General features: G+C 67.7%; 26 protein-coding genes. 11 read left to right on the top strand and 15 right to left on the bottom strand.

Annotated elements, in window-relative coordinates; all coding sequences use genetic code 11:
* Window positions 1-6: 6 nt before the first annotated feature.
* The 6 genes from N5D20_RS19750 to N5D20_RS19725 form a co-directional block, all read right to left on the bottom strand.
* On the bottom strand, window positions 7-474 hold the full coding sequence (locus tag N5D20_RS19750; protein ID WP_010486940.1) for a hypothetical protein: 468 nt from the start codon (window positions 472-474) through the stop codon (window positions 7-9).
* A 91-nt stretch (window positions 475-565) separates the two neighbouring features.
* Window positions 566-1675, bottom strand: a complete 1110-nt coding sequence (locus N5D20_RS19745; RefSeq protein ID WP_279914923.1) for an AI-2E family transporter — start codon at window positions 1673-1675, stop codon at window positions 566-568.
* Between the two features lie 67 nt (window positions 1676-1742).
* Entirely contained in the window at window positions 1743-2210 is a 468-nt protein-coding gene (locus tag N5D20_RS19740; RefSeq protein ID WP_019337636.1) for a hypothetical protein, read from the bottom strand.
* Entirely contained in the window at window positions 2207-2677 is a 471-nt protein-coding gene (locus N5D20_RS19735) for a phage holin family protein (RefSeq protein ID WP_010486934.1), read from the bottom strand. Before N5D20_RS19735 ends, N5D20_RS19740 begins: the two co-directional genes overlap by 4 nt.
* Before the next feature lie 8 nt (window positions 2678-2685).
* Window positions 2686-3051 carry a hypothetical protein gene (locus N5D20_RS19730; protein ID WP_032128158.1) on the bottom strand — a complete coding sequence of 122 codons (366 nt, stop codon included), beginning with the start codon at window positions 3049-3051 and terminating at the stop codon, window positions 2686-2688.
* 101 nt (window positions 3052-3152) lie between these two features.
* A complete protein-coding gene (locus N5D20_RS19725) occupies window positions 3153-4586 on the bottom strand; it encodes a Do family serine endopeptidase (protein ID WP_279914924.1) in 1434 nt (477 codons plus the stop codon).
* Between the two features lie 491 nt (window positions 4587-5077).
* On the opposite strand from N5D20_RS19725, the gene N5D20_RS19720 reads away from it, so the two are divergent.
* Both N5D20_RS19720 and N5D20_RS19715 read left to right on the top strand, forming a co-directional pair.
* Window positions 5078-5971, top strand: a complete 894-nt coding sequence (locus N5D20_RS19720) for a hypothetical protein (protein ID WP_049412131.1) — start codon at window positions 5078-5080, stop codon at window positions 5969-5971.
* Between the two features lie 107 nt (window positions 5972-6078).
* A complete protein-coding gene (locus tag N5D20_RS19715; RefSeq protein WP_010486925.1) occupies window positions 6079-6771 on the top strand; it encodes a hypothetical protein in 693 nt (230 codons plus the stop codon).
* 15 nt (window positions 6772-6786) lie between these two features.
* Here N5D20_RS19715 and N5D20_RS19710 read toward each other — a convergent pair whose 3' ends face one another.
* Both N5D20_RS19710 and N5D20_RS19705 read right to left on the bottom strand, forming a co-directional pair.
* Window positions 6787-7146 (bottom strand): DUF1428 domain-containing protein, encoded by a 360-nt coding sequence (locus tag N5D20_RS19710; protein ID WP_049455507.1) that lies wholly within the window; start codon window positions 7144-7146, stop codon window positions 6787-6789.
* A 91-nt stretch (window positions 7147-7237) separates the two neighbouring features.
* Window positions 7238-9640 carry a DPP IV N-terminal domain-containing protein gene (locus N5D20_RS19705; protein WP_248854228.1) on the bottom strand — a complete coding sequence of 801 codons (2403 nt, stop codon included), beginning with the start codon at window positions 9638-9640 and terminating at the stop codon, window positions 7238-7240.
* Window positions 9641-9851: 211 nt separating this feature from the next.
* On the opposite strand from N5D20_RS19705, the gene N5D20_RS19700 reads away from it, so the two are divergent.
* Together N5D20_RS19700 and N5D20_RS19695 are read left to right on the top strand one after the other, a co-directional pair.
* Window positions 9852-10424, top strand: a complete 573-nt coding sequence (locus N5D20_RS19700; RefSeq protein ID WP_010486919.1) for an Ax21 family protein — start codon at window positions 9852-9854, stop codon at window positions 10422-10424.
* Between the two features lie 190 nt (window positions 10425-10614).
* Window positions 10615-11304, top strand: coding sequence for a response regulator transcription factor (locus N5D20_RS19695; RefSeq protein WP_019337639.1), 690 nt, complete (start codon window positions 10615-10617; stop codon window positions 11302-11304).
* Between the two features lie 6 nt (window positions 11305-11310).
* Here N5D20_RS19695 and N5D20_RS19690 read toward each other — a convergent pair whose 3' ends face one another.
* The gene (locus N5D20_RS19690; RefSeq protein WP_080398841.1) at window positions 11311-11700 is read right to left on the bottom strand and encodes a DUF6165 family protein; all 390 of its coding nucleotides are present in this window, start codon (window positions 11698-11700) and stop codon (window positions 11311-11313) included.
* 178 nt (window positions 11701-11878) lie between these two features.
* Between N5D20_RS19690 and N5D20_RS19685 the strand changes: the two genes are divergently transcribed.
* Complete coding sequence (locus N5D20_RS19685; protein ID WP_049455514.1) at window positions 11879-12577, top strand: TorF family putative porin; 699 nt, start codon at window positions 11879-11881, stop codon at window positions 12575-12577.
* On the opposite strand, the gene N5D20_RS19680 is transcribed toward N5D20_RS19685, so the two are convergent.
* Complete coding sequence (locus N5D20_RS19680; protein WP_329837460.1) at window positions 12574-13722, bottom strand: MFS transporter; 1149 nt, start codon at window positions 13720-13722, stop codon at window positions 12574-12576. The genes N5D20_RS19685 and N5D20_RS19680 overlap by 4 nt on opposite strands.
* Window positions 13723-13866: 144 nt before the next feature.
* Here N5D20_RS19680 and N5D20_RS19675 point away from each other — a divergent pair, with 144 nt between their 5' ends.
* Entirely contained in the window at window positions 13867-14754 is an 888-nt protein-coding gene (locus N5D20_RS19675; RefSeq protein ID WP_019337642.1) for a LysR family transcriptional regulator, read from the top strand.
* On the opposite strand, the gene N5D20_RS19670 is transcribed toward N5D20_RS19675, so the two are convergent.
* Complete coding sequence (locus tag N5D20_RS19670; RefSeq protein ID WP_005411992.1) at window positions 14723-15190, bottom strand: DUF1456 family protein; 468 nt, start codon at window positions 15188-15190, stop codon at window positions 14723-14725. The two genes, N5D20_RS19675 and N5D20_RS19670, sit on opposite strands and share 32 nt — an antisense overlap.
* A gap of 84 nt (window positions 15191-15274) precedes the next feature.
* Between N5D20_RS19670 and N5D20_RS19665 the strand changes: the two genes are divergently transcribed.
* Window positions 15275-15763, top strand: coding sequence for a hypothetical protein (locus N5D20_RS19665; protein WP_019337644.1), 489 nt, complete (start codon window positions 15275-15277; stop codon window positions 15761-15763).
* A 100-nt stretch (window positions 15764-15863) separates the two neighbouring features.
* On the top strand, window positions 15864-16616 hold the full coding sequence (locus N5D20_RS19660) for an SDR family NAD(P)-dependent oxidoreductase (RefSeq protein WP_010486904.1): 753 nt from the start codon (window positions 15864-15866) through the stop codon (window positions 16614-16616).
* A gap of 127 nt (window positions 16617-16743) precedes the next feature.
* Here the strand turns inward: N5D20_RS19660 and N5D20_RS19655 are convergent, their stop codons facing one another.
* The 4 genes from N5D20_RS19655 to N5D20_RS19640 all read right to left on the bottom strand — a co-directional run bounded on the left by N5D20_RS19655 (window position 16744) and on the right by N5D20_RS19640 (window position 20878).
* Entirely contained in the window at window positions 16744-17652 is a 909-nt protein-coding gene (locus N5D20_RS19655) for an SPOR domain-containing protein (RefSeq protein WP_279914931.1), read from the bottom strand.
* Between the two features lie 21 nt (window positions 17653-17673).
* Window positions 17674-19362, bottom strand: a complete 1689-nt coding sequence (gene argS, locus N5D20_RS19650; protein WP_010486900.1) for an arginine--tRNA ligase — start codon at window positions 19360-19362, stop codon at window positions 17674-17676.
* Between the two features lie 114 nt (window positions 19363-19476).
* Window positions 19477-20181, bottom strand: a complete 705-nt coding sequence (gene radC / locus N5D20_RS19645) for a DNA repair protein RadC (protein ID WP_029550913.1) — start codon at window positions 20179-20181, stop codon at window positions 19477-19479.
* Between the two features lie 70 nt (window positions 20182-20251).
* Window positions 20252-20878, bottom strand: a complete 627-nt coding sequence (locus N5D20_RS19640) for a response regulator transcription factor (RefSeq protein WP_019338987.1) — start codon at window positions 20876-20878, stop codon at window positions 20252-20254.
* Window positions 20879-21106: 228 nt separating this feature from the next.
* On the opposite strand from N5D20_RS19640, the gene coaBC reads away from it, so the two are divergent.
* The 3 genes from coaBC to N5D20_RS19625 are packed head-to-tail and all read left to right on the top strand — an operon-like array spanning window position 21107 to window position 25197.
* Window positions 21107-22369 (top strand): bifunctional phosphopantothenoylcysteine decarboxylase/phosphopantothenate--cysteine ligase CoaBC, encoded by a 1263-nt coding sequence (gene coaBC / locus N5D20_RS19635; RefSeq protein ID WP_010486895.1) that lies wholly within the window; start codon window positions 21107-21109, stop codon window positions 22367-22369.
* Entirely contained in the window at window positions 22366-22839 is a 474-nt protein-coding gene (dut, locus tag N5D20_RS19630; protein WP_227199604.1) for a dUTP diphosphatase, read from the top strand. Before coaBC ends, dut begins: the two co-directional genes overlap by 4 nt.
* A 12-nt stretch (window positions 22840-22851) precedes the next feature.
* Window positions 22852-25197: a phosphomannomutase/phosphoglucomutase gene (locus N5D20_RS19625; protein WP_227199605.1), complete on the top strand. Its 2346-nt coding sequence runs from the start codon at window positions 22852-22854 to the stop codon at window positions 25195-25197.
* The last annotated feature ends 184 nt before the right edge of the window (window positions 25198-25381 follow it).

The raw sequence follows: 25381 nt of genomic DNA, 5'->3' as shown, positions 1-25381 counted from the left end.
ACGGGGTCAGCGCAGGTTGTACGAGCAGGCGATGGTGGTCTGGCCGTCGAACTGCTGCACGTCCAGGTTGTGCCGGCCCACTTCCTTCGTATAGGTGCCCGCCACCGGGTCGGACATCTTCGCCAGTGCCGCGATCTGTTCGACGCTCGCTGAGCTGAAGTACGCAGTGAAACTGTCGATGCCGTCCTCGCCGCTGTCGCCGTCATACGACTGCAGACGGTTCACGGGCTGGCCCAGCACCATCAGCGGCGTGGTCAACCGGAACTCGCCGCTGGATTCGCCGTTCTGCGCCCGCGCCGGGGCCGGTGCCAGCAGCCGGGCCATGGCGTCGAACTGCTTGGGCGTGAGGTGCCGCTTGCAGGTTACCGCGTCGGCAAGCTGGGTGCGTGCCTGGTCGGCAGTCGGGGGTGCAGCGGCGAGCGCGGGAGCGGCAAGGCAGGCCAGGGCAACGCAACGGGTGGCGAAAGAGATCATCCGAACGGATCCATCCGAAAAGGGGGCCATAGTCTGCCACTTCATTCCTGTTTCGGGTTCCGCCATCGGCGTCCTTCATTTACTGATGCCGTTATTCCAGCAGCCGTGCCCAGCCCTGCATGCCGTCCAGGCGTGCCAGCACCAGCTTGATGCATACCAGCAACGGCACCGCCAGCAGCAGCCCGATCATGCCCCAGGCCCAGCCGAACACCATCAGCGCCAGGATCAGTACCAGTGGCGACAGCTTCATGCGACGGCCCAGCACGATCGGGGTCACCATCTGCCCTTCCAGGGTGTGCAGGCCCAGGTAGGCGGCGGCCGGCAGCAGGGCCTGCAGTGGGTCGCGGAATTCAACGAAGCCCATCAGCAGCATCAGTGCTACGCCGATCAGGGGGCCGACATACGGGGCGAAATTCAGCAATGCCGCTACCGTGCCCCACAGCAGCGCCTCCTGCAGGCCGATGCCGAGCAGCATCAGCACGCCAGCGAACACCAATCCGACCAGCGTATTGATCACGCTGATGGTCAGCACATAGCGCGAAACCTCGCGCTCGATCGAGCGCAGGATGTCACTGGTGAATCGCTGCTGCTGGCGGTTCGGGAACAGGGCGATGGCCGCGCGCTGCAGGCTCTGCCCATAGATCATGAAGAACAGCGTGAGCAGCACCACCGCCAGCACCGAGGCGGCCAGCCGCGGCGCGCGGGTCAGCATGCGATAGGGGTCGTCCATCTGGGTGCGGATCACCTGCACCTTGTGGTTGCTGTCACCACCGGCCACGCGGGCGAAGTTTTCCGCCGCCTGGTTGGCCTGCTGCACCGGTTTGGTCAGGTCCTGCACCTGGCGGGCGACCTTGCGCAGCTGCTGTGGTGCTTCCTGCGCCCATTCCATGGCCGGGCCGATCAGCTGCACCGCCAGCGAACCGGTCACGCCCAGGCCGGCGCCGAGGATCAGCAGTGCGCCGAGTGCGCGTGGAATCCACAGCTTCTGCAGCAGGCGCAGGATCGGATTGCCGACCAGCGCGAAGAACATCGCCAGCAGCACCGGCAGGATGATGTCCTGTGCCGCCCACAGGGTGTAGCCCACCGCCAGGGGGGCCAGCACCACCAGCGACATCGGTCCGCGCGGGCGCGATGCGGGCGGCAGCGGAACGTCGGGCTGTTCGGGGCCGGCCGGTGACGGGGACAGGAGGGACTCGCTCATCGACGCACCAACCGGGAAGGGGAGCGCATTATCCGCCGGCCGCGATCGGCGCGGCGGATTCCATGGTTCAACGTTCGGACAGCTCGGTGGCCGCTTCGGCCGGACGCGGTCCGCGCAGGTCCGGTTCCGGTCCTGGCTCCGGCACGGAGCGTGGTGCCGGTGCCGGACGTGCTTCGGCAGCGGAGGCCGCCGCCTGTGCCTGTTCGCTGGCCTCGTCGGCTTCTTCGGCCGCGTCGTCGGCGGTGGCTGCGGCCTGCGCCGCCATCGCCGTGGCGAACGCCGCCTGTGCACTGGCGAACAGGTTCGAGACCGAGCCCACCATCTGCAGCCAGCGGGCACCGTTGACCTTGCCCGGCACTTCCAGCTTGCCGGCGATGAAGCCACCGGCCAGGCCGACCACCACGATGCGCAGCGGCGACCAGCCTTTTCGCCAGACGTCGCTGAGCGTGGACCAGTGGTCCTGGGTCTCGCCCAGACGCACGGTCACCACCTGTTCGCAGCGTTTCACCCGCCGTTGCAGCGCGCCGAACTTCATGGCTTGCCCTCGGGCAGCTGCACCTCGGCATCGGGATCGTCTTCGCTGGGTTCGTCGAACAGGCCCAGGCGTGACAGCTGGCGCCGGGTAGCGTGCATGCCGGTGTGGTGGAAGAAGTAGGACACCCGCCAGATCGCATAACCGGTGACGGCCAGGCTCAGCAGCGAGGTGATCAGCAGGGCCTGCAGCCAGCTCAGGCCCCAGCTCTGCAGCAGGGCGATGAGGGTGGCGGCCATCAGCAGCCAGGCCGAGGCACCAAACACGATCGCCACGCCGGCCCAGGCCAGTGCACGACCGAACGCACTGCGTGCCATCGCGAAGTCGGCCGAGGCCAACCGGCGCAGCGAGCGCAGCGTGTGCTTGGCCGAATCGGCAGCGGCACGACCGGCCGCACCGACCTGGCGGATGCTCTCATCCAGCGGCGGGGTAGCCGCTGGATCAGGGGCTTGCGCGTTGTCTTCGCTCACGCCGCGGCTTACTTGTCGCTGCTGCCGCGGGCCAGCTTGGCGATGATCCAGCCGGCAGCGAAGGCAACACCGAACGAGGCCAGCGGACGTTCACGGATCAGCTCCGCGGCGCTGTCGATCAGGTCCTTGCCCTTGTCCATCAGCGCATCCACCTGCTCCTTGGCGGCGGCACCACCGAACTCGGCGGCGGCCAGGCCGGACAGTGCGCTGTCGGACAGTTCAGCCTTGACGTTGGCCTTGCCGATACGCAGTTCGTCGCCGGCTGCGCCGGTTGCACCCTTGATCGCACCGCCGGCGGCCGACGCGGCCTGCTTCAGGTGGGAACCGGCTTCACCCAGGTGTTCCTTCAGGTTCTCGGTATTGGTGGGGCTCATCGAATCACTCCTGTTGCGATGGGGGAACGGGTGTCGGCGGTGCCGACCTGGACTGACAGCAATAGCATTGCCGGGGTATAGGGGGTGTTACGGCAGGGCGATCAGCGCATCACGAGCTGGCCCTGCTGCTGGCCATTGTTGCGCAGCACGCGTATCACCAGGGTCGGCGGGCGCTGCTGGAAGTTGGCGCGCCAGCTGGCCAGGTCGGCGAATTCGCCCACCGTGGCATCGGTGATGATGTCGCCCTGCTGCAGGCCGTTGCTGGCCGCGCGGCTGCCGCGCTTGACCTCGCTGACCAGCACGCCGCCGACACCGGACTGGCGCAATGACTCGGGCAGGTCGACGAAGATGGCCCCGGTCAGGCGCGGGTCCAGGCTCTCGCCGGTGACCGCGCGCGCCTGTTCCTTCAACGTTGCCTTGATCTGCAGCGGCTTGCCCTCGCGGCGCACGTCCAGCGTCAATGCACTGCCGACCGCGGCCAGGCCTTCCACGTTGTGCAGGGCTTCGGCGCTGTCCACGCGTTGGCCGTTGGCCGAGACCACCACGTCGCCCGGCTTCAGCCCGGCTGCGGCGGCGGCCGAACCGGCCAGCACGCGCGTGATCAGCGCACCGCGGGTTTCGCCCAGGCCCAGGCCCTGCGCGATCTGCGCGGTCAGGTTCTGGCTTTCCACGCCCAGCGTGCCGCGCACCACCACGCCGTGCTTGACCAGCTGGTCGACCACGCTGCGTGCCAGGTTGGAGGGAATCGCCAGGCCCAGGCCGATGTTGCCGGCCATGCTGCCCTGCGGGTTGAAGCTGGCGGTATTGATGCCGACCAGCTGGCCCTGCAGATCGACCAGTGCGCCACCCGAGTTGCCCGGGTTGATCGACGCATCGGTCTGGATGAAGTTCTGGTAGCCCAGCCCGCGGATACCGCTGCGGCCCACCGCCGAGACGATGCCCGAGGTGACCGTCTGGCTGAAGCCGAACGGATTGCCGATGGCCACCACGAAGTCGCCCACGCGCAGCTGGTCGCTGTTGCCGAGCTTGATGTCGGTCAGGTTCTGCGCCGGAATGCGGATCAGCGCGATGTCGGTATCGCGGTCCGAACCGAGGAATTCGGCCTTGACCGTGCGCCCGTCGGCCAGTGTCACCTGTACGTCATCGGCGTTGTCGATGACATGGTGGTTGGTCAGCACCAGGCCCTCCTTGGCGTCGATGATCACGCCCGAGCCCAGCGATTCGTTGATGCGTTCCTGCGGGATGTCCGGGAACAGGCGGCGGAAGAACGGGTCGTTGAAGAAGGGGTTGCGCACGCGCACCACCTGCTTGGTGTTGACGCTGACCACTGCCGGCATCGCCTTCTCCAGCATCGGTGCCAGCGACGGCACCGCCTGTCCGGCTACCGAGGCGGGCAATGCCGCCGTGGTCGGCAGCACCGCTGGCAGCGGCGCGGCATCGGCACGGTTGTCCAGGTGGGCATTGATGCCGGTGGCAACGAAGCCACCGAAGGCGGCGGCGATTGCGAGCGTGAGCAGGGTGGGAAGCGGTCGCATGGGAGTCGGTTCGCTGGCGTGGGTGGGGGCGGTTCGGCCCTACGGTAAAACAAGCTGAATGAGTGTGTCGCGATCTGGATAAATGCGCCATGAAAACCCGGCGCCCGGAACGCAGGTCGGCATCGCCATCTGTGGGGCGGTACCGACAACATCGGGCGTGCTTCTCAACGTGCCGACGTCTGCCGAAGCGCAAGTGGATACAGGCCGATACTTGCGCAGTTCTGCGCATCCTGGTGCCGCGATGCGCCATATCGCATGCCTTTCGCTGTATTCGGACTGGTGCACGCAGGCAGCACCTGCCGCTACCCGGATCGTGCGGCGCAGCACTGAAAAAAAGGGGTTTCCTGTCAACCCACTGTGCTCGCGAGGGTGCCCGGCTACACCATTGCCGTCGCAGCAGATGCGATTGCTGGTGCATGCCCCGTTCCACGATCGTCAATGTCGGTATAGCATCGCCCCGTTTTGATACTTAAGGCCCCCAGGAGGGCAACATGAGCAACGGTAATGGTGTGTCGGTCGTGACCGACGCCGTCGAGAACGTCAAAGAAACCGCCACCAACGTTGGCGAGACCATCGCCCACGCTGCCGAAGACGCAGTGAAGTCGGTCAAGAAGACCGTCAAGCGCGCCACCAAGGCTGCCGGTACCCGCGTTGCCAAGGCCAAGAAGGCCGTGGCCAAGGTCGAGAAGACCGTTGCCAAGAAGGCCGAGAAGGCAGCCAAGTCGGTCGGCAAGACTGTTGCCAACGCCAAGAAGAAGCTGGAAGCCGCCAAGAAGAACGCCAAGGCCGAAGCCGCTGCCCTGAAGAAGGAAGTGGCCAAGAAGAAGGCAGCTGCAGGCAAGGCTGTGACCAAGAAGGCCGCCGCTGCCAAGAAGACCACCAAGGCCGCCACCAAGGCTGCCGGCAAGAAGGTCGCTACCGTGAAGAAGGCCGCCACCAAGAAGGCTGCCGTCGCGAAGAAGACCGTTGCCAAGAAGACCGCGGCCGCCAAGAAGGTTGTCGGCAAGAAGGTCGCTACCGCCAGGAAGGCCGTGGCCAAGAAGACCGTCGCCGCCAAGAAGGTCGCTGGCAAGAAGGCCGTGGCTGCGAAGAAGGTTGTCGGCAAGAAGGTTGCCGCCACCAAGAAGGTCGCCACCAGGAAGACCGCTGCCGCCAAGAAGGTTGTGGGCAAGAAGGCTGCTGTCGCCAAGAAGGCCGTCGGCAAGAAGACCGCCGCTGCCAAGAAGGTTGTCGGCAAGAAGACCGCCGTTGCCAAGAAGGCAGTTGGCAAGAAGGTTGCCGCCACCCGCAAGACGGTCGCCAAGAAGGCTGCGCCGCTGAAGAAGGTCGCCGCCAAGAAGGCTCCGGCCAAGAAGGCCGTGCGCAAGGTCGCCAAGCGCAAGTAATCGCGCCGTGACCGAAGGCCCTGCCACCCCCCGGGTGGTGGGGCCTTTCGCGTTTCTGGGACGCGGTCTGGGGCAAGATGCAGGTTGTTCCCGCCGGAGCCCCGGGCATGCGTGGTATCGACTTCAGTTCCTGGCAGGGCGTGCTGTCCACCTTGGCCGGCCTGGTCCTGATCACCCTGCTCGGCGTGGGCATCCGCCTGCTGGTGATGCAGACCCTGCAACAGCGCCGCGAGCGCGAGAACCGGCAGATCAACGAACGGCTGCGCACGCTGATGGCGGCCTACAAGACCCTGGGCGGTTCGTTCACCGGCGAACTGGGTGTGGATCCCAGCCATCGCCGTGACCTGCGCCAGCGCGAGGATGCCGAGGGCATCGCCGAGCCCCGTTCGGATCGCGCGCGCCGCATCCGTGATGCCGTTGAAGCGGCGTTGTCGGACATCCTGCTGCTGGGCACCGACGAACAGGTGCGGCTGGCCGCGCGTGCCGCCAATGAACTGGCACAGGGGCGGCCGGTACATACCCACGAACTGGTGGTCTCGCTGCGCGACTTCGTGCGCGAAGCGCTGGATCTGGCGCCGATTCCGGCCGACCTGCAGATACCGCCGCAGGGGCCGACCCGGCCGGGTGGCGCCAGTGGCGGCGGCAAGGGCCGCAACGAGGGCGATGCCAAGGGCGGTCGTGCGGGTGGAGGAGGTGGCGGTGGCGGAATGGGCGCTGGCATGGGGGGTGTCGGCCTCGGCGCCGGCGCCGCTCTGGGCGCCGGCCATGCGTCTGCCAGCGATGAAACGGACGCGCGCTGAGCACGTCCGCCCGGTTCAGCGCGTCAGCTCGTAGAGCGGCACGAAGCCGCCGTAGATCATCCGCGCGCCGTCGAACGGCATCGGATTCTTCGCAGGATCAAACCGCGGGTCTTCCATCATCTTCTTCATGCCGGCGTCGCGGGTCGGCTTGTCCGGCCATTCGATCCAGGAAAACACCACCGTCTCGTCCGGCGTGGCTTTCACTGCGCCGAAGAAGTCGGTGGTCTTGCCGTGCGGCACGTCATCGCCCCAGCACTCGACCACGCGCAGCGCGCCGTATTCGATGAAAACGGGATCTCCTGTGCGTGCGTGGGCGAGGAACTTCTCCTTGTTGGCGGTGGGCACCGCCAGGACGAAACCATCGATGTAGCTCATTGCCTGCCTCCGGATGGACCGTGCCGCATGCACGGCCTTCAAGTACCCGACGAACCAGGGCGTCGTGGATCGACACCCTGTGTGCGCCTGTTCAGCCCGGGCCACCGGGCAGCGGCGCCAGCACCGTATCCGGTGGCTGCTGGCCGGCCAGGTGGCGCACGAAGTAGTCCCACATGCGGTGCGTGTAGGTGGCGTCGTTGCGGAACAGTTCGTGGTCCTGCCGGGCCAGGTACAGCAGGTCGTAGCTGCGCTGGGCCTTGTTCAGGGCGGCGGCCAGCTGCAGGGTCAGCGCCGGTGGCGCGTTCTCGTCCAGTTCGCCATAGACCAGCAGCAGATGCCCGCGCAGGTTGCCGGCCAGTGCCGCATTGTCGAGCCCGGCAAAGGGCGCCGGCACGCCTTCGGCAGTGGGCGTGGCCGGCAGCACCCCACCGAACAGCCGGTCCATGCCGTGCAGGGCGCCGCCGTACATACCCTGGAAATTGTGGCTGCCAGCCGAGGCCACGCCCACCTTGTAGAACGTGGGATAGCGCAGCAGGGCGCGCGCTGCACTATAGCCGCCGAACGAATGCCCGTAGATGCCGACCCGCTCCAGGTCGATGCCCGGGTAGCGTTCGCCCAGCTGGCGCAGCGCAGCCACATGGTCATCCAGCTGCACATCGGCGGCGCGCAGGAAGCTGCTGTCATGGAACGCCTTGTTGCGGCCACCGGTGCCGCGCGCATCGATGCTGACCACCATGAAGCCGAGTTCGGCCAGGCTGGCGCGGGATACCGGATTCAGGGCAGACACCGCCTCGGCGTAGGTCACCGGCGCATTGCTGATGAAGGAACCACCGTACATCGCGTCGATCACCGGGAAGCTGCCATCATCGCGATAGTCGCGGGGCAGGTAGACGGTGGCGAAGATCGGCGTGCGTCCATCGGCGGCCAGCAGCCGTTCGCGCCGTGGTGCGCGCCAGCCGGCAGCAACGATCGCGCTGTCATCGGCTGTTTCCAGCACCATCACTTCACGTCCGTCATCGCTGGCCCGCAGCACGGTGCGTGGTGGCTGGTCGAGACGGGAAACGGTATCCACCAGATACCCACCGCCAGGCGACAGCGCCTGGGGAGCGCGCCCCCCGAACAGCGCGCCGGTACCGGCATCGGCCATGTGGTCGTTGCCATCGGCGGCCAGGCGCTGGATCGGACCGCCCTGCAGCGATACCCGGTACAGGCCGCGCACGTAGGGGTCGCCACCGTCGACGCCACCGGCGCTGAAGTACGCCCAGCCACCCGCAGCGTCCACACCCAGCAGGTCGCGCACCACCCATTTGCCGCGGGTGAGCTGGCGCAGCACCTTGCCATCGGACAGGCGCACCCGGTACAGATGGCCCCAGCCATCGCGCTGCGAGAACCACACGGCGGTGTCCTGCCCGGGCAGGATGGCCACCGCTGGCCGGTTGTAGGAATACACGTTGAGCTGGAGGCGAGTGTCGCTGGCTTCTTCCACAACCGTGCGCAATGCACCGCTGTTGGCATCGATCTCCACCAGGCGCAGCCTGCGCGGCGTGCCGAAGTGCGCGATCACGGCATACAACCGATCGCCGTCCCAACCCAGGATGCCGGCCTCACTGAGCGTGTTCCAGCCCTCGGGCAGCGCGATGTCATGCTGCCTGCCGCTGGGGATATCGATCACATACAGGCTGTCGCATACCTGCTGTGCATCGCCCAGTACCCCCAGCTTCACGGTATGCACGCGCGGCCGCGCGCTGTGGGTCGGGCTGCTTTCCAGATAGGGATAGTCCTGCAGCGCGCGCTCGTCGTAGCGGATGCCGGCTGCGTAACGGCCATCGGGTGACCAGCTCACCGCAAACGGTCGTGCCGGCATCCGGCCCAGACGGCGTGGAATGCCGCGCAGGGTGAAGTCCGGCAGTACGCCATAGCCATGCCCAGCTTCACCGCCCTGGGTCAGTCGCTGCGGCGCCGCTCCAGAGCGCTGCAGCCACAGGTTGTGGTCGCGTACCTGCAGCCAGGCATCACCGCCGGGCGACGGCAGTGCATCAGCCGGCGGCAACGCCTGTTGTGCGGCCGTGCACTGCAGGCGTGGCCATTGGCAGTTGATCTCCGCCTCGCCGTTGAACTGCAGGCGCAGGCCATCATCCAGTACCTGCACGTTGTTCAAGCGCAGGCGTGGCCCGCTGGCACCCAGAGGTGCAACTGCGGCGTCCAGCGCATCGGGTTCGAACAGGATCTGGCGCGTAGCCTGGATTGGATCGACCAGTATCGCCTGGCGCCGGCCCTGTGTGTCTTCGCGTTCGTACCAGAAGCGCCCATCGGCCAGCCACTGGGGCAGGACCGATGCATTGCGCAGCGCACCGCGCAGATGACTGTCATGCACGCGTTCGGCGCGCTGGTAGTCAGCCGCCTGCAGCGCGTGCGCAGCATGGATCGGAAACAGGGAGGCGCAGGCCAGGAGGGCGGCGCGAACAGGCATCAGCAGCGGATCGGAAACGTGCAAGGCAACCTCCTGTTGCAGTCGGTGACGAACCACAAATGCACGCGCGCCGCGCGCGTATGCCAGAGACAGCCTGAATCAAGCCAAAAAATTCAGCAATGCGAAGAACGCTGTTTTCAGGGAGCGTTGTGGCGAATAACGGAGAATTTACATTCCCGATGCGATGGCGCCCTGGCGCTGCTGCACACCATAAGAAAGTAAAAGGTGTACCCCCATGAAGAATTCGCTGATTGCTCTGGCCCTGGCCGCTGCCCTGCCGTTCACCGCCTCGGCTGCTGAGAACCTGTCGTACAACTACGCCGAAGCCGACTACGCCAAGACCGATATCGACGCGTTCAAGGCCGACGGCTGGGGCGTGAAGGGTTCGTACGGCTTCCTGCCGAACTTCCACGCTTTCGGTGAGTACAGCCGCCAGGAAATCGACCACACCAACATCAAGCTGGACCAGTGGAAGATCGGCGCCGGCTACAACGTTGAAATCGCCCCGACCACCGACTTCGTTGCCCGCGTTGCTTACCAGAAGCGCGACCAGAAGCACGGCCTGGACTTCAACGGCTACAGCGCTGAAGCGGGTATCCGCACCGCCTTCGGTGCCCACGCCGAAGTCTACGGCATGGTCGGCTACGAAGATTTCTCGAAGAAGCACGGCATCAATCCGGAAGGCCAGTGGTACGGTCGCCTGGGTGGCCAGGTCAAGCTGAACCAGAACTGGGGCATCAATGGCGAGCTGAAGATGAACCGCGACGGCGACAAGGAATACACCGTCGGCCCGCGTTTCAGCTGGTAATAGCTACCTCGGCGCGCCTGCGCGCTGACGATGCCTCGACAGGCCCGGCTTATGCCGGGCCTGTTGCGTTTTGACGACCCGAAACCGCAGCTGAGCATATTCCGGGGCCACTGCTGCGTTGCAATAAATTGGATTCCGCTGCTCCCGGCGCGGGCCTACGGTGGGCACTTCGTACCGTCGGATCCATGTGATGCCGCCTGCCGTTCCCGCTCTGCCCCTCGATCGGCCCCTCGATCGGCCCCGCCGCCTGGCAATGCTGGCGCCGCATCCCGTGCTGCGCCTGGGGGTGGAGGTGGTGCTTTGCCAGCACGGTGGCGTGCAGGTCTGTGGCAGCTTCACCCGCGAAGGTGATCTGCTCGATCTGCTGCAGCGCCAGCCGGATGGCATCGACCTGTTGCTGATCGACCTGCTGGCGCCGTGCGGACCCGAACAGGGCCTGGCCCTGTTGCGGCTGTTGTCGCGGCGCTGGCCGCTGCTGCCGGTGCTGGTGCTGTCTGCGCACTGCAATGCCAGCACGGTGACCATGGCGATGCAGGCCGGCGCGCGCGGCTTTCTGTCCAAGGGAACCACGCCGGAGATGCTGCGGCGCGCAGTTGACGTACTGGCGCGTGGCGGCCGCTTCGTGCCCCCGGAGTTGCGCACGCAGTTGAGCCGATCGCGCATGCGGCGCACACCGGCGCCGGTGCTCACGCCCTTGAGCCGACGCGAGCGCGAGGTGCTCCGGCTGGTCCTGCAGGGCTGCACCACCGGGGAGGTGGCGCGGCGCTTCGGGCGCACGGCCAGTACGGTCAGCACGCAGAAGCGGACCGCCTACGAGAAGCTGGGCATCCACAGCGATGGTGAGCTGTTCCGCATCCGGCACCTGCTCGAATGCGGATGAGCGGGCTTACTCGCCCTGGTACTGTTTCTCTTCCACCAGCGCCGAACCGGCCACGCGGTTGATCTCGTTCTTCACCTGCACGCGCTCGCCATTGGTGCCATAGACACCGCGTGCCAGCTGGATGAAGGCATCGTCGAACACCTGGGCCGCTTCCTTGTCGCGCAGCTGGTCCTGGATGTCCCACATGCGCTCGTTGATCGCCTTCAGCTGCTGCTTCAACGCGGCCAGCGCCGGCTGTGCCTGCAGCTGCTGCTGCAGCAACGGCAGCAGGCCGTCCAGCTCGGTGCGCACGTTGCTCAGCTTGGCTGCATCGTCGATGCGCTCGGCCTTGATCTCGAGAATGGTGATCTTGTCGATCAGCTCGCCGATCGATACCGGGGTCAGGATGGCGTCCACGCGGTTGGTTCCTGGAAACAGGGCGCCATGATACCGCGCTGCTGGCATGTGGCCCCGATCCACGGGATTTACGCCGAATTTGCGCCACGGGCCCGGCAGCACCCTCGATCCGTTACGGCCACCGCCTCGACACTGCGTTCCCGGCGGCGTGACCGCCTTCGACGAGGAACACAGTGCAGTGAACAGCAAGGGGATGATGGCGGCGGTGGTGGCCGCCCTGGCAGGGCTGCTCGGGATCGGCAGCGCGCAGGCACAGGTGCAGGTCAGTGGCAGTGCGGCGTTGACCAGTGACTACGTGTGGCGTGGCAGCTCGCAGAGCGACGGCGACCCGGCGGTGCAGGCGGGCGCGAAGGTTTCTATTCCATCGGGTTGGTACGCCAGCGTGTGGGGCTCCAACGTTTCGTTCAAGCCGGACAACGGCGCGCGCAGCGAGTTCGACCTGGTGGCGGGCTGGTCCGGTGCGCTGGCCCCGGACTGGACACTGGATGCCAACCTGACCCGCTACATGTATCCGGGCACCGGCCGCGCGCTGGACTGGACCGAACTCAATACCACCGTGACCTGGAAGCAGCGTGCCTGGCTGCAGGTCGCGCATTCCAGCGACGCGCTGGCCGGTGGCCATCGCGGCACCTATGCCCAGCTCGGCGTACGGGTGCCGCTGCGTGAACGCTTCCGCCTGGAAGCGGCGGTGGGCCAGTACTGGCTGGCCACCGCGCAGGGCCCGGATTACCTGCATGGCCAGCTCAGTGCCGTCGCCTCGCTGACCCCGGCATGGGAACTGCGCGCCACCGTGCATGACACCGACAGCGCGGCCAAGCGCCTGTTTCCGGGCAACGCCGGGGGGCGTTGGGAGCTGGCACTGCAGGGCAGTTTCTAGCTGGCCACCGAGGCCTGGCGCGCGCGCAGCGCGCCGGGCAGCCACAGCAGCAGGGCCAGCACGGCCACCGCAGCACCGGCCACGCAGACGCCGGTCCAGCCAAAGCGCTGGTAGACCTGCGCCGACAGCAGCGACCCCAGCGAACCGCCGATGAAGTAGCCGGTCATGTAGCCGGCATTGAGGCGGTTGCGTGCGGCTGGTTGCAGTGCATAGATCAGGTTCTGGTTGCTGACGTGCAGCAGCTGCGCGGCCAGGTCCAGCACCACTACGCCGACCAGCAGCGCCAGCAGCGAGTGTGCCGACAGCCCCAGTGGCAGCCACGAGAGCAGCAACAGCGCCAGCGCGATGGCGGTGGCGCGGCCGGTCTGCCCGCGGTCGGACATGCGGCCGGCCAGGCCAGCCGCCAGCGTGCCGGCGGCGCCGACCAGTCCGAAAAGGCCGATGGTGGCGTCGCTGTAGGCGTAGGGCGGTTGTGCCAGCAGGAACGCCAGTGGCGTCCAGAAGATCGCGAACATGGCGAAGCTGCAGGCGCCAAGCAGCGTGCGCTGGCGCAGCACGGGTTCCTGTACGAACAGCACACCGATCGAGCGCAGCAACGCGAAGTAGCCAAGGCCGGCGCTGTGGTGGAAGCGCGGCAGGCCGCGCTGCAGTGCCAGCGCGGTCAGTACCAGGGTGCCGGCGGCGATCGCGTACACCAGGCGCCAGTCGCCCAGGCTGGAAAGCAGGCCGGCCACGGTACGTGCCAGCAGGATGCCCAGCAGCAGGCCACTCATCAACGTGCCGACCACGCGACCACGATGCTCGGGCGCCGCCAGCGTGGCGGCGAACGGCACCAGCACCTGGGCCACCACCGAGAACAGGCCGGTGATCGCGGTGCCCACCAGCAGCCAGGTCAGCGACGGCGCACAGGCACTGATCACCAACCCGCCCGCCGACAGCAGGCTCATTACCACGATCAGGCGGCGGCGTTCGAACAGGTCTCCCAGTGGCACCAGCAGGATCAGTCCGGCGGCATAGCTCAGCTGTGCGGCAGTAACCACCATGCCAACCTGGCCGAACGGCACACCGAAGGCATCGGCAATGGTGTGCAGCAGCGGCTGCGCATAGTAGTTGCTGGCCACGGCCACGCCGGTAGCCACCGACATCAGCAGCACCTGCCAGCGGTGCAGAGGGGGGAGGGACTGACTCACGCGGTGTTCCAGAGAAGCGGGGTGCACAGTGTCCGCCTGCTGCAGCGATGATGGAAATGAATCATCATCATCCCTGTCATCTGGAAACGAGATAGCAGGGTGAACCTCAAGCAGCTCGAGTTTGCCGTCGCCCTGGCCGAGGAAGGCAACTTCACCCGCGCCGCCGAACGCTGCCATGTGGTGCAGTCTGCACTCAGCCACCAGATCGCCGCACTGGAGCAGGAACTGGGCACGCCGCTGTTTGAACGCCTGCCGCGCCAGGTGCGGGCCACCGCCGCCGGTGAGGCCATGCTGGTGCATGCGCGGCAGGCCTTGGCCAGCCTGCGCCATCTGCGTGCCGACGTGGCGGCGGTGAGTGGCGAGGTGCGCGGGCTGCTGGCGATCGGGCAGATTTCCTCGCTGACCGGCATCGACGTGGTGGCGATGCTGGCCGCCTTCCAGCAGGTGCACCCGCAGGTGGAATTCCAATTGCGGGTGGACAAGAGCGAGGACCTGATCGCGCAGGTGCAGTCGCGCGACCTGGATGTGGCGCTGGTCGGGTTGTCACCCTCGGCCGGCCTGGACGGGGTCTGCCACCAGATGCTGCAGGAAGAAGACCTGGTGGCGGTGCTGGCGCCGTCGCACCGCTTGGCCCGGCGCAAGCGGCTGCCATTGACCGAATTGCAGGACGAGGCGCTGGTCGACTTCCCGCGCGGCACTGGTGCGCGGCGGCAGACCGACGATGCCTTCGCCGCCGCTGGCCTGCCGCACACCGTGCGTTTCGAGGTCAATCTGATGGAGCTGGTCGAACGCTTCGTCCGCCATGGGCTGGCGGTCGGCATCGTGCCGGCGTTGATCGCCGAAGGCTTTGAAGGCGTGGTGCGGATTCCGCTGCAGCCGACCCCGACCCGCCGCGTGCACCTGGTCTGGCAGCGGCTGCCGACACCGGCGGCGCGGGTGTTCGTCGAGGCCGTGCTCAGCCGCGCAGGCGCAGGCTCAGGCCCTTGAGGAAATTGCGCAGCATCTGGTCCAGGCAACGCCGGTAGTTGGTGTGGCCGGGCTGGCGGAACAGCGCGCCCACTTCCGACTTGGACACGTTGAAACCGGCGCTGGCGAAGATCTCCATCAGATCGACGTCGCGCAGCTGGAACGCCACGCGCAGCTTCTTCAGCACCAGGTTGTTGTCGATGCGGGTTTCCACCGCACGCTGCGGCTGGCTCTCGTCGCGACCGCGCAGGTGCACGATCAGGCCATCGAGGAAGTGCGCCAGCGCGCTGTCGCTCATCGCCTCGAAACCGGCTTCGTCCTCGCGGCGCAGCCAGGCCTTGACCTGCTCGGGATCCACGGCGAAGGCCGGGTCGGCCATCTGGCACAGGGTCACCACGTGGTGGTCGCCCAGGTCCAGGGAGTAGCGCACGCTGCGCAGGACATCGTTGTTGATCATGGCCCAATTGTAGCGGCCCCTGGCGTGTCACCGGATTGTCATCGAACTGCAGCATCGTGGGCACTCGTTCGCTGGGACCCTTGCATGCGCCGGTATCTGTTTTCCGCACTGCTGCTCGCCAGCAGCTTCGCTGCCTTCGCCCAGGACCGCTTCGTACCCGTCGAGCGGCGCCTCAGTGCATCCCAACTGGCCGAGGTCGGGCTCAGTCCGGCGCAGTTGCAGGCACTGAACCGGGTACTGCGCGAGGCCGAGCGCGCGGCCACCGGGCCGACGGCAGCGGTGGCCCCCGCCGCTGCGCCGCTGCCTGCCAATGTGCCGGCACCGGCAGCAATGCACTTGGGCCTGGAAGAAGGACCGGTCAATGCACGCGTGGTCGGAGAGGTCGCAGGCTGGCAGCCCGGCACGCTGTTCACCCTTGATAACGGCCAGCAATGGCAGGTGATGAAGGGGCAGATGAAGCTGCGCAAGGTGCTGCAGTCGCCGCAGATCGCCGTTGTTCCAGGAATTTCCGGGCGCTGGTTCTTGCAGGTCGACGAAGACCTGCCCAAGGCCCGGGTATTCCGCGTGCGCTGAGCCGCGCACGCCTCGGGCGTGGTCAGCCGGCATCGGCAACGCAGGGGCCGGCCGACGGTGCCAGAATGGGCGTCCGGTTTTCCCCCCCTGGAGTTGCCTGATGACCCGCACTGTCCTGATTACCGGCGCCACGTCCGGCTTCGGCGCCGCCGCCGTCCACCGCTTCGCCCAGGCGGGCTGGAAGGTGATCGCCACCGGCCGCCGCGGTGAACGCCTGCAGCCGCTGGTCGAGCGCTACGGCAAGGACGTGGTGCACGCGGCTGCCTTCGACATCCGCGATCCGGTGGCGATGGAAGCCGCGTTGCTGGCACTGCCGCCGGCCTTCGGCGAGATCGATCTGCTGGTCAACAATGCCGGCCTGGCGCAGGGCACCGCGCCGGCACAGAGCGCCAGGCTGTCGGACTGGATCACGATGATCGACACCAACATCACCGCGCTGGTGACCCTGACCCATCGCCTGCTGCCGCAGCTGGTGGAGCGCAAGGGCGCGATCATCAACATTTCCTCGGTGGCCGGCGTCTACCCGTATCCGGGCGGCAACGCCTACGGTGGTACCAAGGCCTTCGTCAGCCAGTTCTCGCTGGGCCTGCGTTCGGACCTGCATGGCACCGGCGTGCGCGTGACCACGATCGAGCCGGGCATGGCCGAAACCGAGTTCACGGTGGTGCGTACCCATGGCGACCAGGCGGCGTCGGACAAGCTCTATACCGGCGCCAACCCGATGACCGCCGAAGACATCGCCGAACAGATCTTCTGGGTAGCCAGCCTGCCGCCGCACCTGAACATCAATCGCCTTGAACTGATGCCGGTCAGCCAGTCCTTCGCCGGTTTCCAGGTCGCCCGCGAAGGCTGACCTGCTTCGCGGGTCCTGTAGAGCCGAGCCTATGCTCGGCTTCGTCTGGATTCAGCCGAGCATGGCTCGGCTCTACAGAAACGAAAAAGCCGGGCAATGCCCGGCTTTTTCGTTCACAGCCGCAGGCTTACTGCGCCTTGATCGCCATCGCCTGCAGGCCGGTGCCGTCCAGCTTCTGCTTGGCTTCGGACAACTCGCCGGCACTGCCATACGGCCCCATGCGCACGCGGTACACGGTCTTGCCGTTGATCTGCGCCGATTCCACGCGTGCCGCCAGGCCCATCATCGCCAGCTTGGCCTTGGTCGCTTCGGCATCGCCGGAGGCACCGAACGCACCCGCCTGCAGGATGTAGCGGGCGTTGTCGGCGGCGGCCGGCGCAGCAGCGGCCGGGGTACTGGCCGCGGTCGGCGGGGTTTCCGCGCGCGCTGCCGGAGTGGCGGCGGCGGCGCTGGTCGACGCCGTCGGCGTGCTGGCCGGAGGCGTTGCCGCAGCCGGGCGTTCGCTCAGCGGTGCCGGCAGCGGACGGCTGGTGGCGGTTACCGGTGCGGTGCTGGCCACGCTGGCGGTTGCTGTCGGTGCTGGTGCTGGTGCAGCGGCGGCGGCCGGAACCGGCTTGCCTTCCAAAGCCGCCTGCGCGCGCTGCGCTTCGGCCTTGGCCCGGCGCTGGTCTTCGGCACGCGCGCTGGCGGCCAGTTCGGCGTCGGACATTTCAACTTCCTTGCCCGGCAGCAGGGTGTAGAAGTCGTACTGGGTGGCGGCCGGCTTCTCCGGTTCGGCCGGCTTCGGCGTGGCCGGCTGCGCGGCCGGCTGGGCGCCAACATCGCTGTCGGCATCCGCGACCGGGGCCGGCTGCGCGTTCGGGTTCGGCTGCGGACCGGCGCGAAGGAAGCCATCGCCTTCGCCCTTGAACAGGTTCGGCGCCGCCAGGAACACCACGGCTGCAATCGCCACGCCAGCGACCAGCCACACCCATCCGGGTGTTCCCTGGCTGCTGCTGTTGCGTCGTGCCTGGTTTTTGCCGCGTCGTGCTGCCATGTGTACTGCGTCTCCTGATGCTTACATTTTTTCCGGGGCGCTGACGCCCAGGAGTTCGAGGCCGTTGGCCAGCACCTGGCGCGCGGCGCAGGCCAGGGTCAGCTTGGCGTTGCGGTCGGCGGCGTCATCCACCAGCACCGGCGTCCCGTGATACCACGTGTGGAACGCGTGCGCCAATTCACGCAGGTACTGCGCCACCAGATGCGGTTCCAGCGCCACGCCGGCCGCCTCCACCACTTCCGGGTACCGCGAGATCTCGTTCATCAGCAGCAGCGAAGCGTCGTCGGCCAGGCGGCCGAGGTTGGCCAGGCCGTTGCCCTGTTCGTACACCAGGCCCTTCTCCTGCGCCTGGCGCAGCAGGCTGCAGACGCGGGCGTGCGCGTACTGCACGTAGAACACCGGGTTGTCGTTGCTCTGCTGGCGGGCCAGGTCGATGTCGAAGGTCAGCTGCGAATCGGGCTTGCGCGCGATCAGGAACCAGCGGGTGGCATCGCGGCCGGCTTCCTCGATCAGGTCGCGCAGGGTGAAGTAGCTGCCGGCACGCTTGGACAGCTTCACTTCCTCGCCGCCACGCATGACGGTGACCATCTGGTGCAGCACGTATTCCGGCCAGCCCTGCGGAATGCCCACTTCCATCGCCTGCAGGCCGGCGCGCACGCGCGCCAGCGAGCCGTGGTGGTCGGCACCCAGTTCGGTGATCGCGCGCTCGTAGCCGCGCTGCCACTTGGACAGGTGGTAGGCCACGTCCGGCACGAAGTAGGTGAAGGTGCCGTCGGACTTGCGCATCACGCGGTCCTTGTCGTCACCGAAGTCGGTGCTGCGCAGCCACAGCGCGCCACCTTCTTCATAGGTATGACCCGACGCCTGCAGCTTGGCCACCGCTTCGGCTACCTTGCCGTCGGCGTACAGCGAGCTTTCCAGGAAATAGATGTCGAAGTCGACGCCGAACGCGGCCAGGTCCAGGTTCTGCTCGTTGCGCAGGTAGGCCACCGCAAACCGGCGGATCGCCTGCATGTCGTCCGGGTCCTTGGCGCCGACCACGGTGCTGCCTTCCAGGTCGACGCTGGCGCCGGCCATGTAGGCGCGGGCGACGTCGGCGATGTATTCGCCGCGGTAGCCACCTTCCGGCCAGCCGTCCTGGTCCGGCGCGATGCCCTTGATCCGCGCCTGGGTGGACAGCGCCAGGTTCTCGATCTGCACGCCGGCGTCGTTGTAGTAGAACTCACGCTTGGCGTTCCAGCCGTTGGCGTCGAGCACGCGCGCCACGCAGTCGCCGATCGCCGCCGCGCGGCCATGGCCGACATGCAGCGGGCCGGTCGGGTTGGCTGATACGTACTCCACGCCCACCGTGCGGCCATTGCCGGACAGATTGCGGCCGTAGTCGTGGGCTTCCTTGATGACCGAGGCGGCTTCGCGCTGGTACGCGGCCGGGGCCAGGTGGAAGTTGATGAAGCCGGGGCCGGCGATCTCGACCTTGCTGACGTCCTCGCTGCGCGGCAGCGCCTCGACCAATGCCTGTGCCAGTGCGCGCGGATTGCTGCGCGCGGCCTTGGCCAGCAGCATCGCGGCGTTGGTGGCGAAGTCGCCGTGGTCGCGGGTCTTCGGGCGCTCGACCACGAAGTCCGGCGGCAGGGAGTCGGCGGGCAGGGTGCCATTGGCGCGCAAGGCTTCGATGCCTTGGCTGATCAGGGCGCGGAGGAGATTTTTCACGAGGCCTGCTGTGAGAATGAGCGGCGGAATCGCCCATTTTAGCGCAGATACCCGCGCCCACGCTGACCAGAACATGCCTGTGGGGGCGGCCGATGGCGCCTGAAGGGGCCGTGCTCAGCCGAACAGGCGCGGCTGGGGCGCGGACAGAAGTCCCCGTTCAGCAAATGAAACGGGACGGCCCTCGCCCACCACGAAGTGGTCCAGCAGGCGCACGTCCACCATCGCCAGCGCCTGCTGCAGTTCGTCGGTGATGCGGGTATCGGCGCTGGAGGGTTCCGGGTCGCCGGAAGGGTGGTTGTGGCTGAGGATCACCGCCGCTGCGTTGTGCAGCAGGGCGCGCCGCACCACTTCGCGGGGGTAGACCGGTGCGGCGTTGATGGTGCCGTGGAACAGTTCCTCGCAGGCGATCAGGCGGTGGCGATTGTCCAGGAACAGGGCCATGAAGATCTCCCGTGCCTGCCCCCGCAGGCGGTGCTGCAGATAGCGTCCGACCGCGGCCGGGTTGTTGCCGACCGCTTCGCCGTGTTCCAGCTCGGCGGCCAGGTAGCGGTGGGCCAGTTCCAGCCCAGCAACCAGGGTACAGCTGCGCGCCGGACCCAGCCCGGGCAGGCGCGCCAGCTCCCGTGCGGGGCGATCGAGCAGCACCCGTAACGGGCCATGCGCCTGCAGCAGGTCGCGCGCGGTCTGCACGGCATCGCGGCCACCGAACCCGGAGCCGAGAAACAGGGCCAGCAGCTCGGCGTCGGAAAGTGACGTGGGCCCGCGCGCGATCAGCTTCTCGCGGGGGCGTTCCTGTTCGGGCCAGTCGTGGATGGGCATGCCTGCATCATCGCCAGCTTCGGCGGCATCTCCCATCGGGGCTTGCCGCGGGCCCGGGTCGGTCGATGCCTCAGTCGCGCCGGGTCTGCAGGTAGTCGAACAGTTCCTGGTTGTTCTGCAGGCCCAGCTTGCGCTTGGCTTCGGCCTTCTGCCGGCTGATGGTCTTCGGGCTGCGCCCACAGCGCTCGGCGACCTGGTTCACGTTGAGACCGGCCGCCAGCAGCTCCAGCACTTCCTGCTCGCGTGCCGACAGCGGCGCCGGCTCGCGCGGAAACAGCAGGTCGCGTGCCTGCAGGTGGTGGCGCAGCTGCTGGGAGACGAATACCTGCCCCGCCATCGCGGCGTTCAGCGCCTGGGGCAGTTCGGCGAAATCGGCGCACTTGTCGACCAGGCCACTGATGCCCTCCCGCAGCAGTCCGTCCAGCAGGCCGGGATGACGGGCGCCGGTCAGCACCACCACCGGCAGGCCAGGGCGGCGCATGCGCAGCGCGTCGATCAGCTCCGGACCGTCCGGGCCGGCACCCGGCATCGAGAGGTCGGTCAGCACCGCATCGCAGTCGTGCTGGTCCACCAGCTCCAGCAGCTGGGCGCCGTCACGCGCACTGCCGACGATGTCCATCAGGTGGGTCTGCAGCACGACACGGATGCCATGCAAGACCACGGGATGGTCGTCGGCGATGATGATGCGTGGATGCACGAGGCTCCTCGAAGGTCGAACAGGCCACGGCGGGCGGCAGCCAATGCCTGATTCTGCAAAAGCACAGAGACGTAGGGGTATAGGAAAGGTCCGAAACTGTTACCGGGTGAATCCCGGGTCAACGCAGGCGGATTCCATCTGCTGATAGCCGCCCGCTATGTGCGCCCTGTACCGGGACATTACCGGCCATCGGGTAAGCTAGCGCCCTCGTTTGCACAGGAATTCCAGGTGGCTGACTCCCCCAACGCTTCCCCCGCGCCGGCGCGCGCGCTGGAAGGTCAGAAACTGCTGTTGTGTGTCGGAGGCGGGATCGCGGCGTACAAGGCGCTGGAACTGGTGCGGCGCCTGCGCGACGCCGGTGCCCAGGTGCAGGTGGCGATGACCGCCGGTGCCCAGCAGTTCGTCACTCCGCTCAGTTTCCAGGCCCTGTCCGGGCAGCCGACCCGCACCACGCTGTGGGACAGCGCCGCCGAACAGGCCATGGGCCACATCGAGCTGGCCCGCTGGGCAGACCGCATCGTGGTCGCCCCGGGGACCGCCGATCTGCTGGCCCGGCTGGCGCAGGGCCATGCCGATGACCTGGTCAGCACGTTGTGCCTGGCCAGCACCGCGCCGTTGACGATCTGCCCGGCGATGAACCACCGCATGTGGCTGCATCCGGCCACCCAGGCCAACATCGCCCTGCTGCGCCAGCGCGGCGCGCAGGTGATCGGCCCGGTCGACGGTCCGCTGGCCGAGGGCGAATCCGGTCCCGGCCGTCTGGCCGAGCCCGGCGACATCGTCGCCGCGCTGGCCGCCAATGGCAGTACCACGGCGGCGGCTGCCGCACCGGAAACCCGCGCGCTGCAGGGCCTGCGCCTGCTGATCAGCGCTGGCCCGACCTATGAAGACATCGATCCGGTGCGCTACGTCGGCAACCGCAGCAGCGGCAAGATGGGCTTTGCCCTGGCCGCGGCCGCCGCGACGATGGGCGCCCAGGTGGTGCTGGTCAGCGGCCCGGTGCAGCTGCCGACGCCGCCCGGCGTGCAGCGCGTGGACGTGCGCTCGGCCGCGCAGATGCGTGATGCCGTGCTGAAGTCGCTGCCGGCCGACATCTATATCGGTGCCGCCGCGGTGTCCGACTACACACCGCGCCAAGTGGCTGCGCAGAAGCTGAAGAAGACCGCCGACAGCCAGTCGCTGGTGATCGAGCTGGTGCGCACGCCGGATATCCTGGCCGAAGTCGCCGCGCAGACGCAGTCGCTGAAGCTGGTGGTCGGCTTTGCCGCCGAAACCCACGACGTGGAGAAGTACGCGCGTGGCAAGCTGGTCGACAAGCGCCTGGACCTGGTGATCGCCAACCAGGTCGGCATCAGCGGCGGCGGTTTCGAGAGCGACAACAACGCCGCCACTGCCTTCTGGCAGGACGGTGAACAGGTATTCCCGGCCACCTCCAAGCGCGAGCTGGCCGAACAACTGCTGGCGCTGATCGCGCGGAGACTCCAGGCATGACCCAGGTTTTCACTTCCCAACCGCTGCAGGTCAAGCTGCTCGATCCGCGCTTCGGCGACAGCTGGCCGCTGCCGGCCTACGCCACCGAAGCCAGCGCCGGCATGGACCTGCGCGCGGCGCTGGATACCGCGCTGACCCTGCAGCCGGGCGACACCGCGCTGGTGCCCAGCGGCCTGGCCATCCATATCGCCGATCCGAACCTGTGCGCGGTGATCCTGCCGCGTTCCGGGCTGGGTCACCGCCACGGCATCGTGCTCGGCAACGGCACCGGCCTGATCGACGCCGATTACCAGGGCCCGCTGCTGATCAGTGTCTGGAACCGTGGCCGCGAGGCCTTCACCATCGAGCCGGGCGATCGCATCGCGCAGCTGGTGGTCGTGCCGATTGCCCGCGTCAGCCTGCAGGTGGTGGATACTTTCACCGACAGCGTGCGGGGAACGGGTGGATTCGGCCATACCGGGGTGCGTTGACAGGGGACATCGATGAGCGGCATCGGGGAAGGACAGCGGGGACGGTCGTTGGGACGCAGTGCGCCACTACTGGGGGTGCTGCTGGTTCTGCTGGCTGGCTGGTTCGGATGGAGCGCGGTGCAGCAATGGCGCCAGGAGGCCAACGGCCAGGCGCTGGAAGCTGCGCGTGACCAGGCCGTGCAAGGCCTGCAGGAGGCCGCTGCCGGCCAGCTGAAGCAGCTGCAGCAGCAGCTGAAGAACGAGCGCGTGCAGCAGGCGCTGCAGGCCGGCGATGCCGCTGCGGCGGCACTCGCGGTCCGCGAGAGCTGGACCGGCGTCGAGCATGCCGAAGTGCTGACCGCCGATCTGGCCAACGCCTATGCCGACCCGGCGACCTTCGGCTATGCCCGGTTGGCACTGCTGGAAGCCGCATTGGCCGACACCGGCCCCAGCCTGCGCGTGGTCCGCGATGGGGGGGGCAATCGTCTTGGCCTGGCGGCACCGGTGCCGCTGGGCAGCCTGGGCCCGGCAGTGCTCTACGTGCGCCAGCCATTGCTGCGACTGACCTCGCCGCTGGACCAGGTGAGTGCGCCATCGGCCGGTTTCCTTGGCCTGCGCCAGGGCGCGCATGACCTCGTCGCCCAGGGCGATGCCAGCCTGGCCGAAAGTGCCGAAGCATTGGCGCGGCCGATTCCGGGTACGCCGTTGCGGCTGGTGGCGGCGGTACCCAATGTCGAACCCGGTCCGCTGGGCCTGGGTTCGCTGGCCAGCGCCATCGTCGCGCTGCTGCTGGCGTTCATCGCCGTGCTGCTGGTGGTGGGTCGCGGCCGCCTGCCGAAGACGCTGCCGCTGCCGCGCCGTGCGGCCGTGGCGGAAGCGGATCATGGCCCGACCCTGAGCGAGAGCCTGCAGATGGCGCCGCCGCCGGTGGCCGAGGCCAGCACAACTGAAAGTGCACCGCCGCCCCCGCCGCCGGTTCCGGCCGAGGAACTGGCGGCCGGTATCTTCCGCGCCTACGACATTCGCGGTGTGGTGGGCAGCCAACTGACGCCGAAGACGGCGGCGCTGATCGGCCAGGCCATCGGTACCGTGGCACTGGAGCAGGGGCTGCGCGAGGTGGTGATCGGCCGCGACGGCCGCCTGTCCGGCCCGGAACTGGCCGCAGGGTTGGCCGAGGGTCTGAGGCGCGCCGGTTGCGCGGTGATCGACATCGGCCTGGCACCGACCCCGGTCGTGTACTACGCCGCCTTCCATCTGCGCACCGGCACCTGCGTGGCGGTCACTGGCAGTCATAACCCGCCCGAGTACAACGGCTTCAAGGTGGTCATCGGCGGCGAGACGCTGTCCGGCGACGCCATCACCGATCTCTACCAGCGCATCATCGAAGGCCGCCTGGTACAGACCGCCGAGCCGGGCGATTACCAGCAGCGCGATGTCAGTGCCGACTACATCCAGCGCATCGCCGACGACGTGCAGCTGGACCGCCCGTTGAAGGTCGTGGCCGATGCCGGCAACGGCGTCGCCGGTGCGCTCGCACCGCAGCTGCTGGAAGCGATCGGTGCTGAAGTCATTCCGCTGTACTGCGATGTCGACGGTACCTTCCCCAACCATCATCCCGACCCGAGCGAACCGGCCAACCTGGAAGACCTGGTGCAGACGGTCAAGCGCTTCGGCGCCGACCTCGGCGTCGCCTTCGATGGCGATGGCGACCGGCTGGGCGTGGTCACCGGCGAAGGCAGGATCATCTATGCCGACCGCCTGCTGATGCTGTTTGCCGCCGATGTGCTGATGCGCAACCCCGGCGCGATGGTGATCTACGACGTGAAGTGCACCGGCAAGCTGTCCGACCACGTGCTGCGCAATGGTGGCAGTCCGCTGATGTGGAAGACCGGGCATTCGCTGATGAAGGCGAAGATGCGCGAGACCGACGCCGAGCTGGCCGGCGAGATGAGCGGCCACTTCTTCTTCAAGGAGCGCTGGTTCGGTTTCGACGATGGCCTGTATGCGGCGGCGCGCCTGCTGGAGATCCTGGCCCAGCGCGAGGAGACCCCGGATGAGGTACTGGCAGAGCTGCCGGAGATGGTGGCCACGCCGGAACTGAAGGTGCCGGTGGCCGACGGTACGCCACATGCGCTGGTGGCGATGCTGGTGGCGGCGGCGCAGTCGCCGGACAACCCGTATGTGGGCGGCCGCCTGTCGACCATCGACGGCCTGCGTGTGGACTTCCCCGATGGCTGGGGCCTGGTGCGTGCCTCCAATACCACGCCGGTGCTGGTGCTGCGCTTCGAGGGCAACGACGAGGCGGCACTGGAACGCATCCAAGCGCTGTTCCGCAGCCAGCTGCAACCGGTGCTGGGCGAGACCCCGCTGGGGTTCTGAGGTGGGGCCGGGCTGCGCCCGGCACCCGCCGAATCAACGTCAACGTCAAAGGCCGGCTATCCGTGGGATGGCGGGGCGGTGTCGGAGTGCGGGGACGCAGCAAGTACGTCCCTGTAAGCTTGGCAGCCGCATCCATGCGGCTGACACCCCGCACTCCGACACCGCCCCACCCCTGACAATGTCC

Source organism: Stenotrophomonas sp. GD03877, assembly GCF_029840555.1.
Taxonomy (GTDB): Bacteria; Pseudomonadota; Gammaproteobacteria; order Xanthomonadales; family Xanthomonadaceae; genus Stenotrophomonas; species Stenotrophomonas geniculata.
Note: the sequence above shows the minus strand (reverse complement) of the source record. Positions and strands in the feature narration are given on the sequence as shown.

Excerpts from the sequence above, each read along its gene's own strand:
- N5D20_RS19750 (WP_010486940.1), bottom strand. The coding sequence starts at position 474 with ATGATCTCTTTCGCCACCCGTTGCGTTGCCCTGGCCTGCCTTGCCGCT.
- N5D20_RS19745 (WP_279914923.1), bottom strand. The coding sequence starts at position 1,675 with ATGAGCGAGTCCCTCCTGTCCCCGTCACCGGCCGGCCCCGAACAGCCC.
- N5D20_RS19740 (WP_019337636.1), bottom strand. The coding sequence starts at position 2,210 with ATGAAGTTCGGCGCGCTGCAACGGCGGGTGAAACGCTGCGAACAGGTG.
- N5D20_RS19730 (WP_032128158.1), bottom strand. The coding sequence starts at position 3,051 with ATGAGCCCCACCAATACCGAGAACCTGAAGGAACACCTGGGTGAAGCC.
- N5D20_RS19725 (WP_279914924.1), bottom strand. The coding sequence starts at position 4,586 with ATGCGACCGCTTCCCACCCTGCTCACGCTCGCAATCGCCGCCGCCTTC.
- N5D20_RS19720 (WP_049412131.1), top strand. The coding sequence starts at position 5,078 with ATGAGCAACGGTAATGGTGTGTCGGTCGTGACCGACGCCGTCGAGAAC.
- N5D20_RS19715 (WP_010486925.1), top strand. The coding sequence starts at position 6,079 with ATGCGTGGTATCGACTTCAGTTCCTGGCAGGGCGTGCTGTCCACCTTG.
- N5D20_RS19710 (WP_049455507.1), bottom strand. The coding sequence starts at position 7,146 with ATGAGCTACATCGATGGTTTCGTCCTGGCGGTGCCCACCGCCAACAAG.
- N5D20_RS19700 (WP_010486919.1), top strand. The coding sequence starts at position 9,852 with ATGAAGAATTCGCTGATTGCTCTGGCCCTGGCCGCTGCCCTGCCGTTC.
- N5D20_RS19695 (WP_019337639.1), top strand. The coding sequence starts at position 10,615 with ATGCCGCCTGCCGTTCCCGCTCTGCCCCTCGATCGGCCCCTCGATCGG.
- N5D20_RS19680 (WP_329837460.1), bottom strand. The coding sequence starts at position 13,722 with ATGTCGGTGGCTACCGGCGTGGCCGTGGCCAGCAACTACTATGCGCAG.
- N5D20_RS19670 (WP_005411992.1), bottom strand. The coding sequence starts at position 15,190 with ATGATCAACAACGATGTCCTGCGCAGCGTGCGCTACTCCCTGGACCTG.
- N5D20_RS19665 (WP_019337644.1), top strand. The coding sequence starts at position 15,275 with ATGCGCCGGTATCTGTTTTCCGCACTGCTGCTCGCCAGCAGCTTCGCT.
- N5D20_RS19660 (WP_010486904.1), top strand. The coding sequence starts at position 15,864 with ATGACCCGCACTGTCCTGATTACCGGCGCCACGTCCGGCTTCGGCGCC.
- N5D20_RS19655 (WP_279914931.1), bottom strand. The coding sequence starts at position 17,652 with ATGGCAGCACGACGCGGCAAAAACCAGGCACGACGCAACAGCAGCAGC.
- radC (WP_029550913.1), bottom strand. The coding sequence starts at position 20,181 with ATGCCCATCCACGACTGGCCCGAACAGGAACGCCCCCGCGAGAAGCTG.
- dut (WP_227199604.1), top strand. The coding sequence starts at position 22,366 with ATGACCCAGGTTTTCACTTCCCAACCGCTGCAGGTCAAGCTGCTCGAT.
- N5D20_RS19625 (WP_227199605.1), top strand. The coding sequence starts at position 22,852 with ATGAGCGGCATCGGGGAAGGACAGCGGGGACGGTCGTTGGGACGCAGT.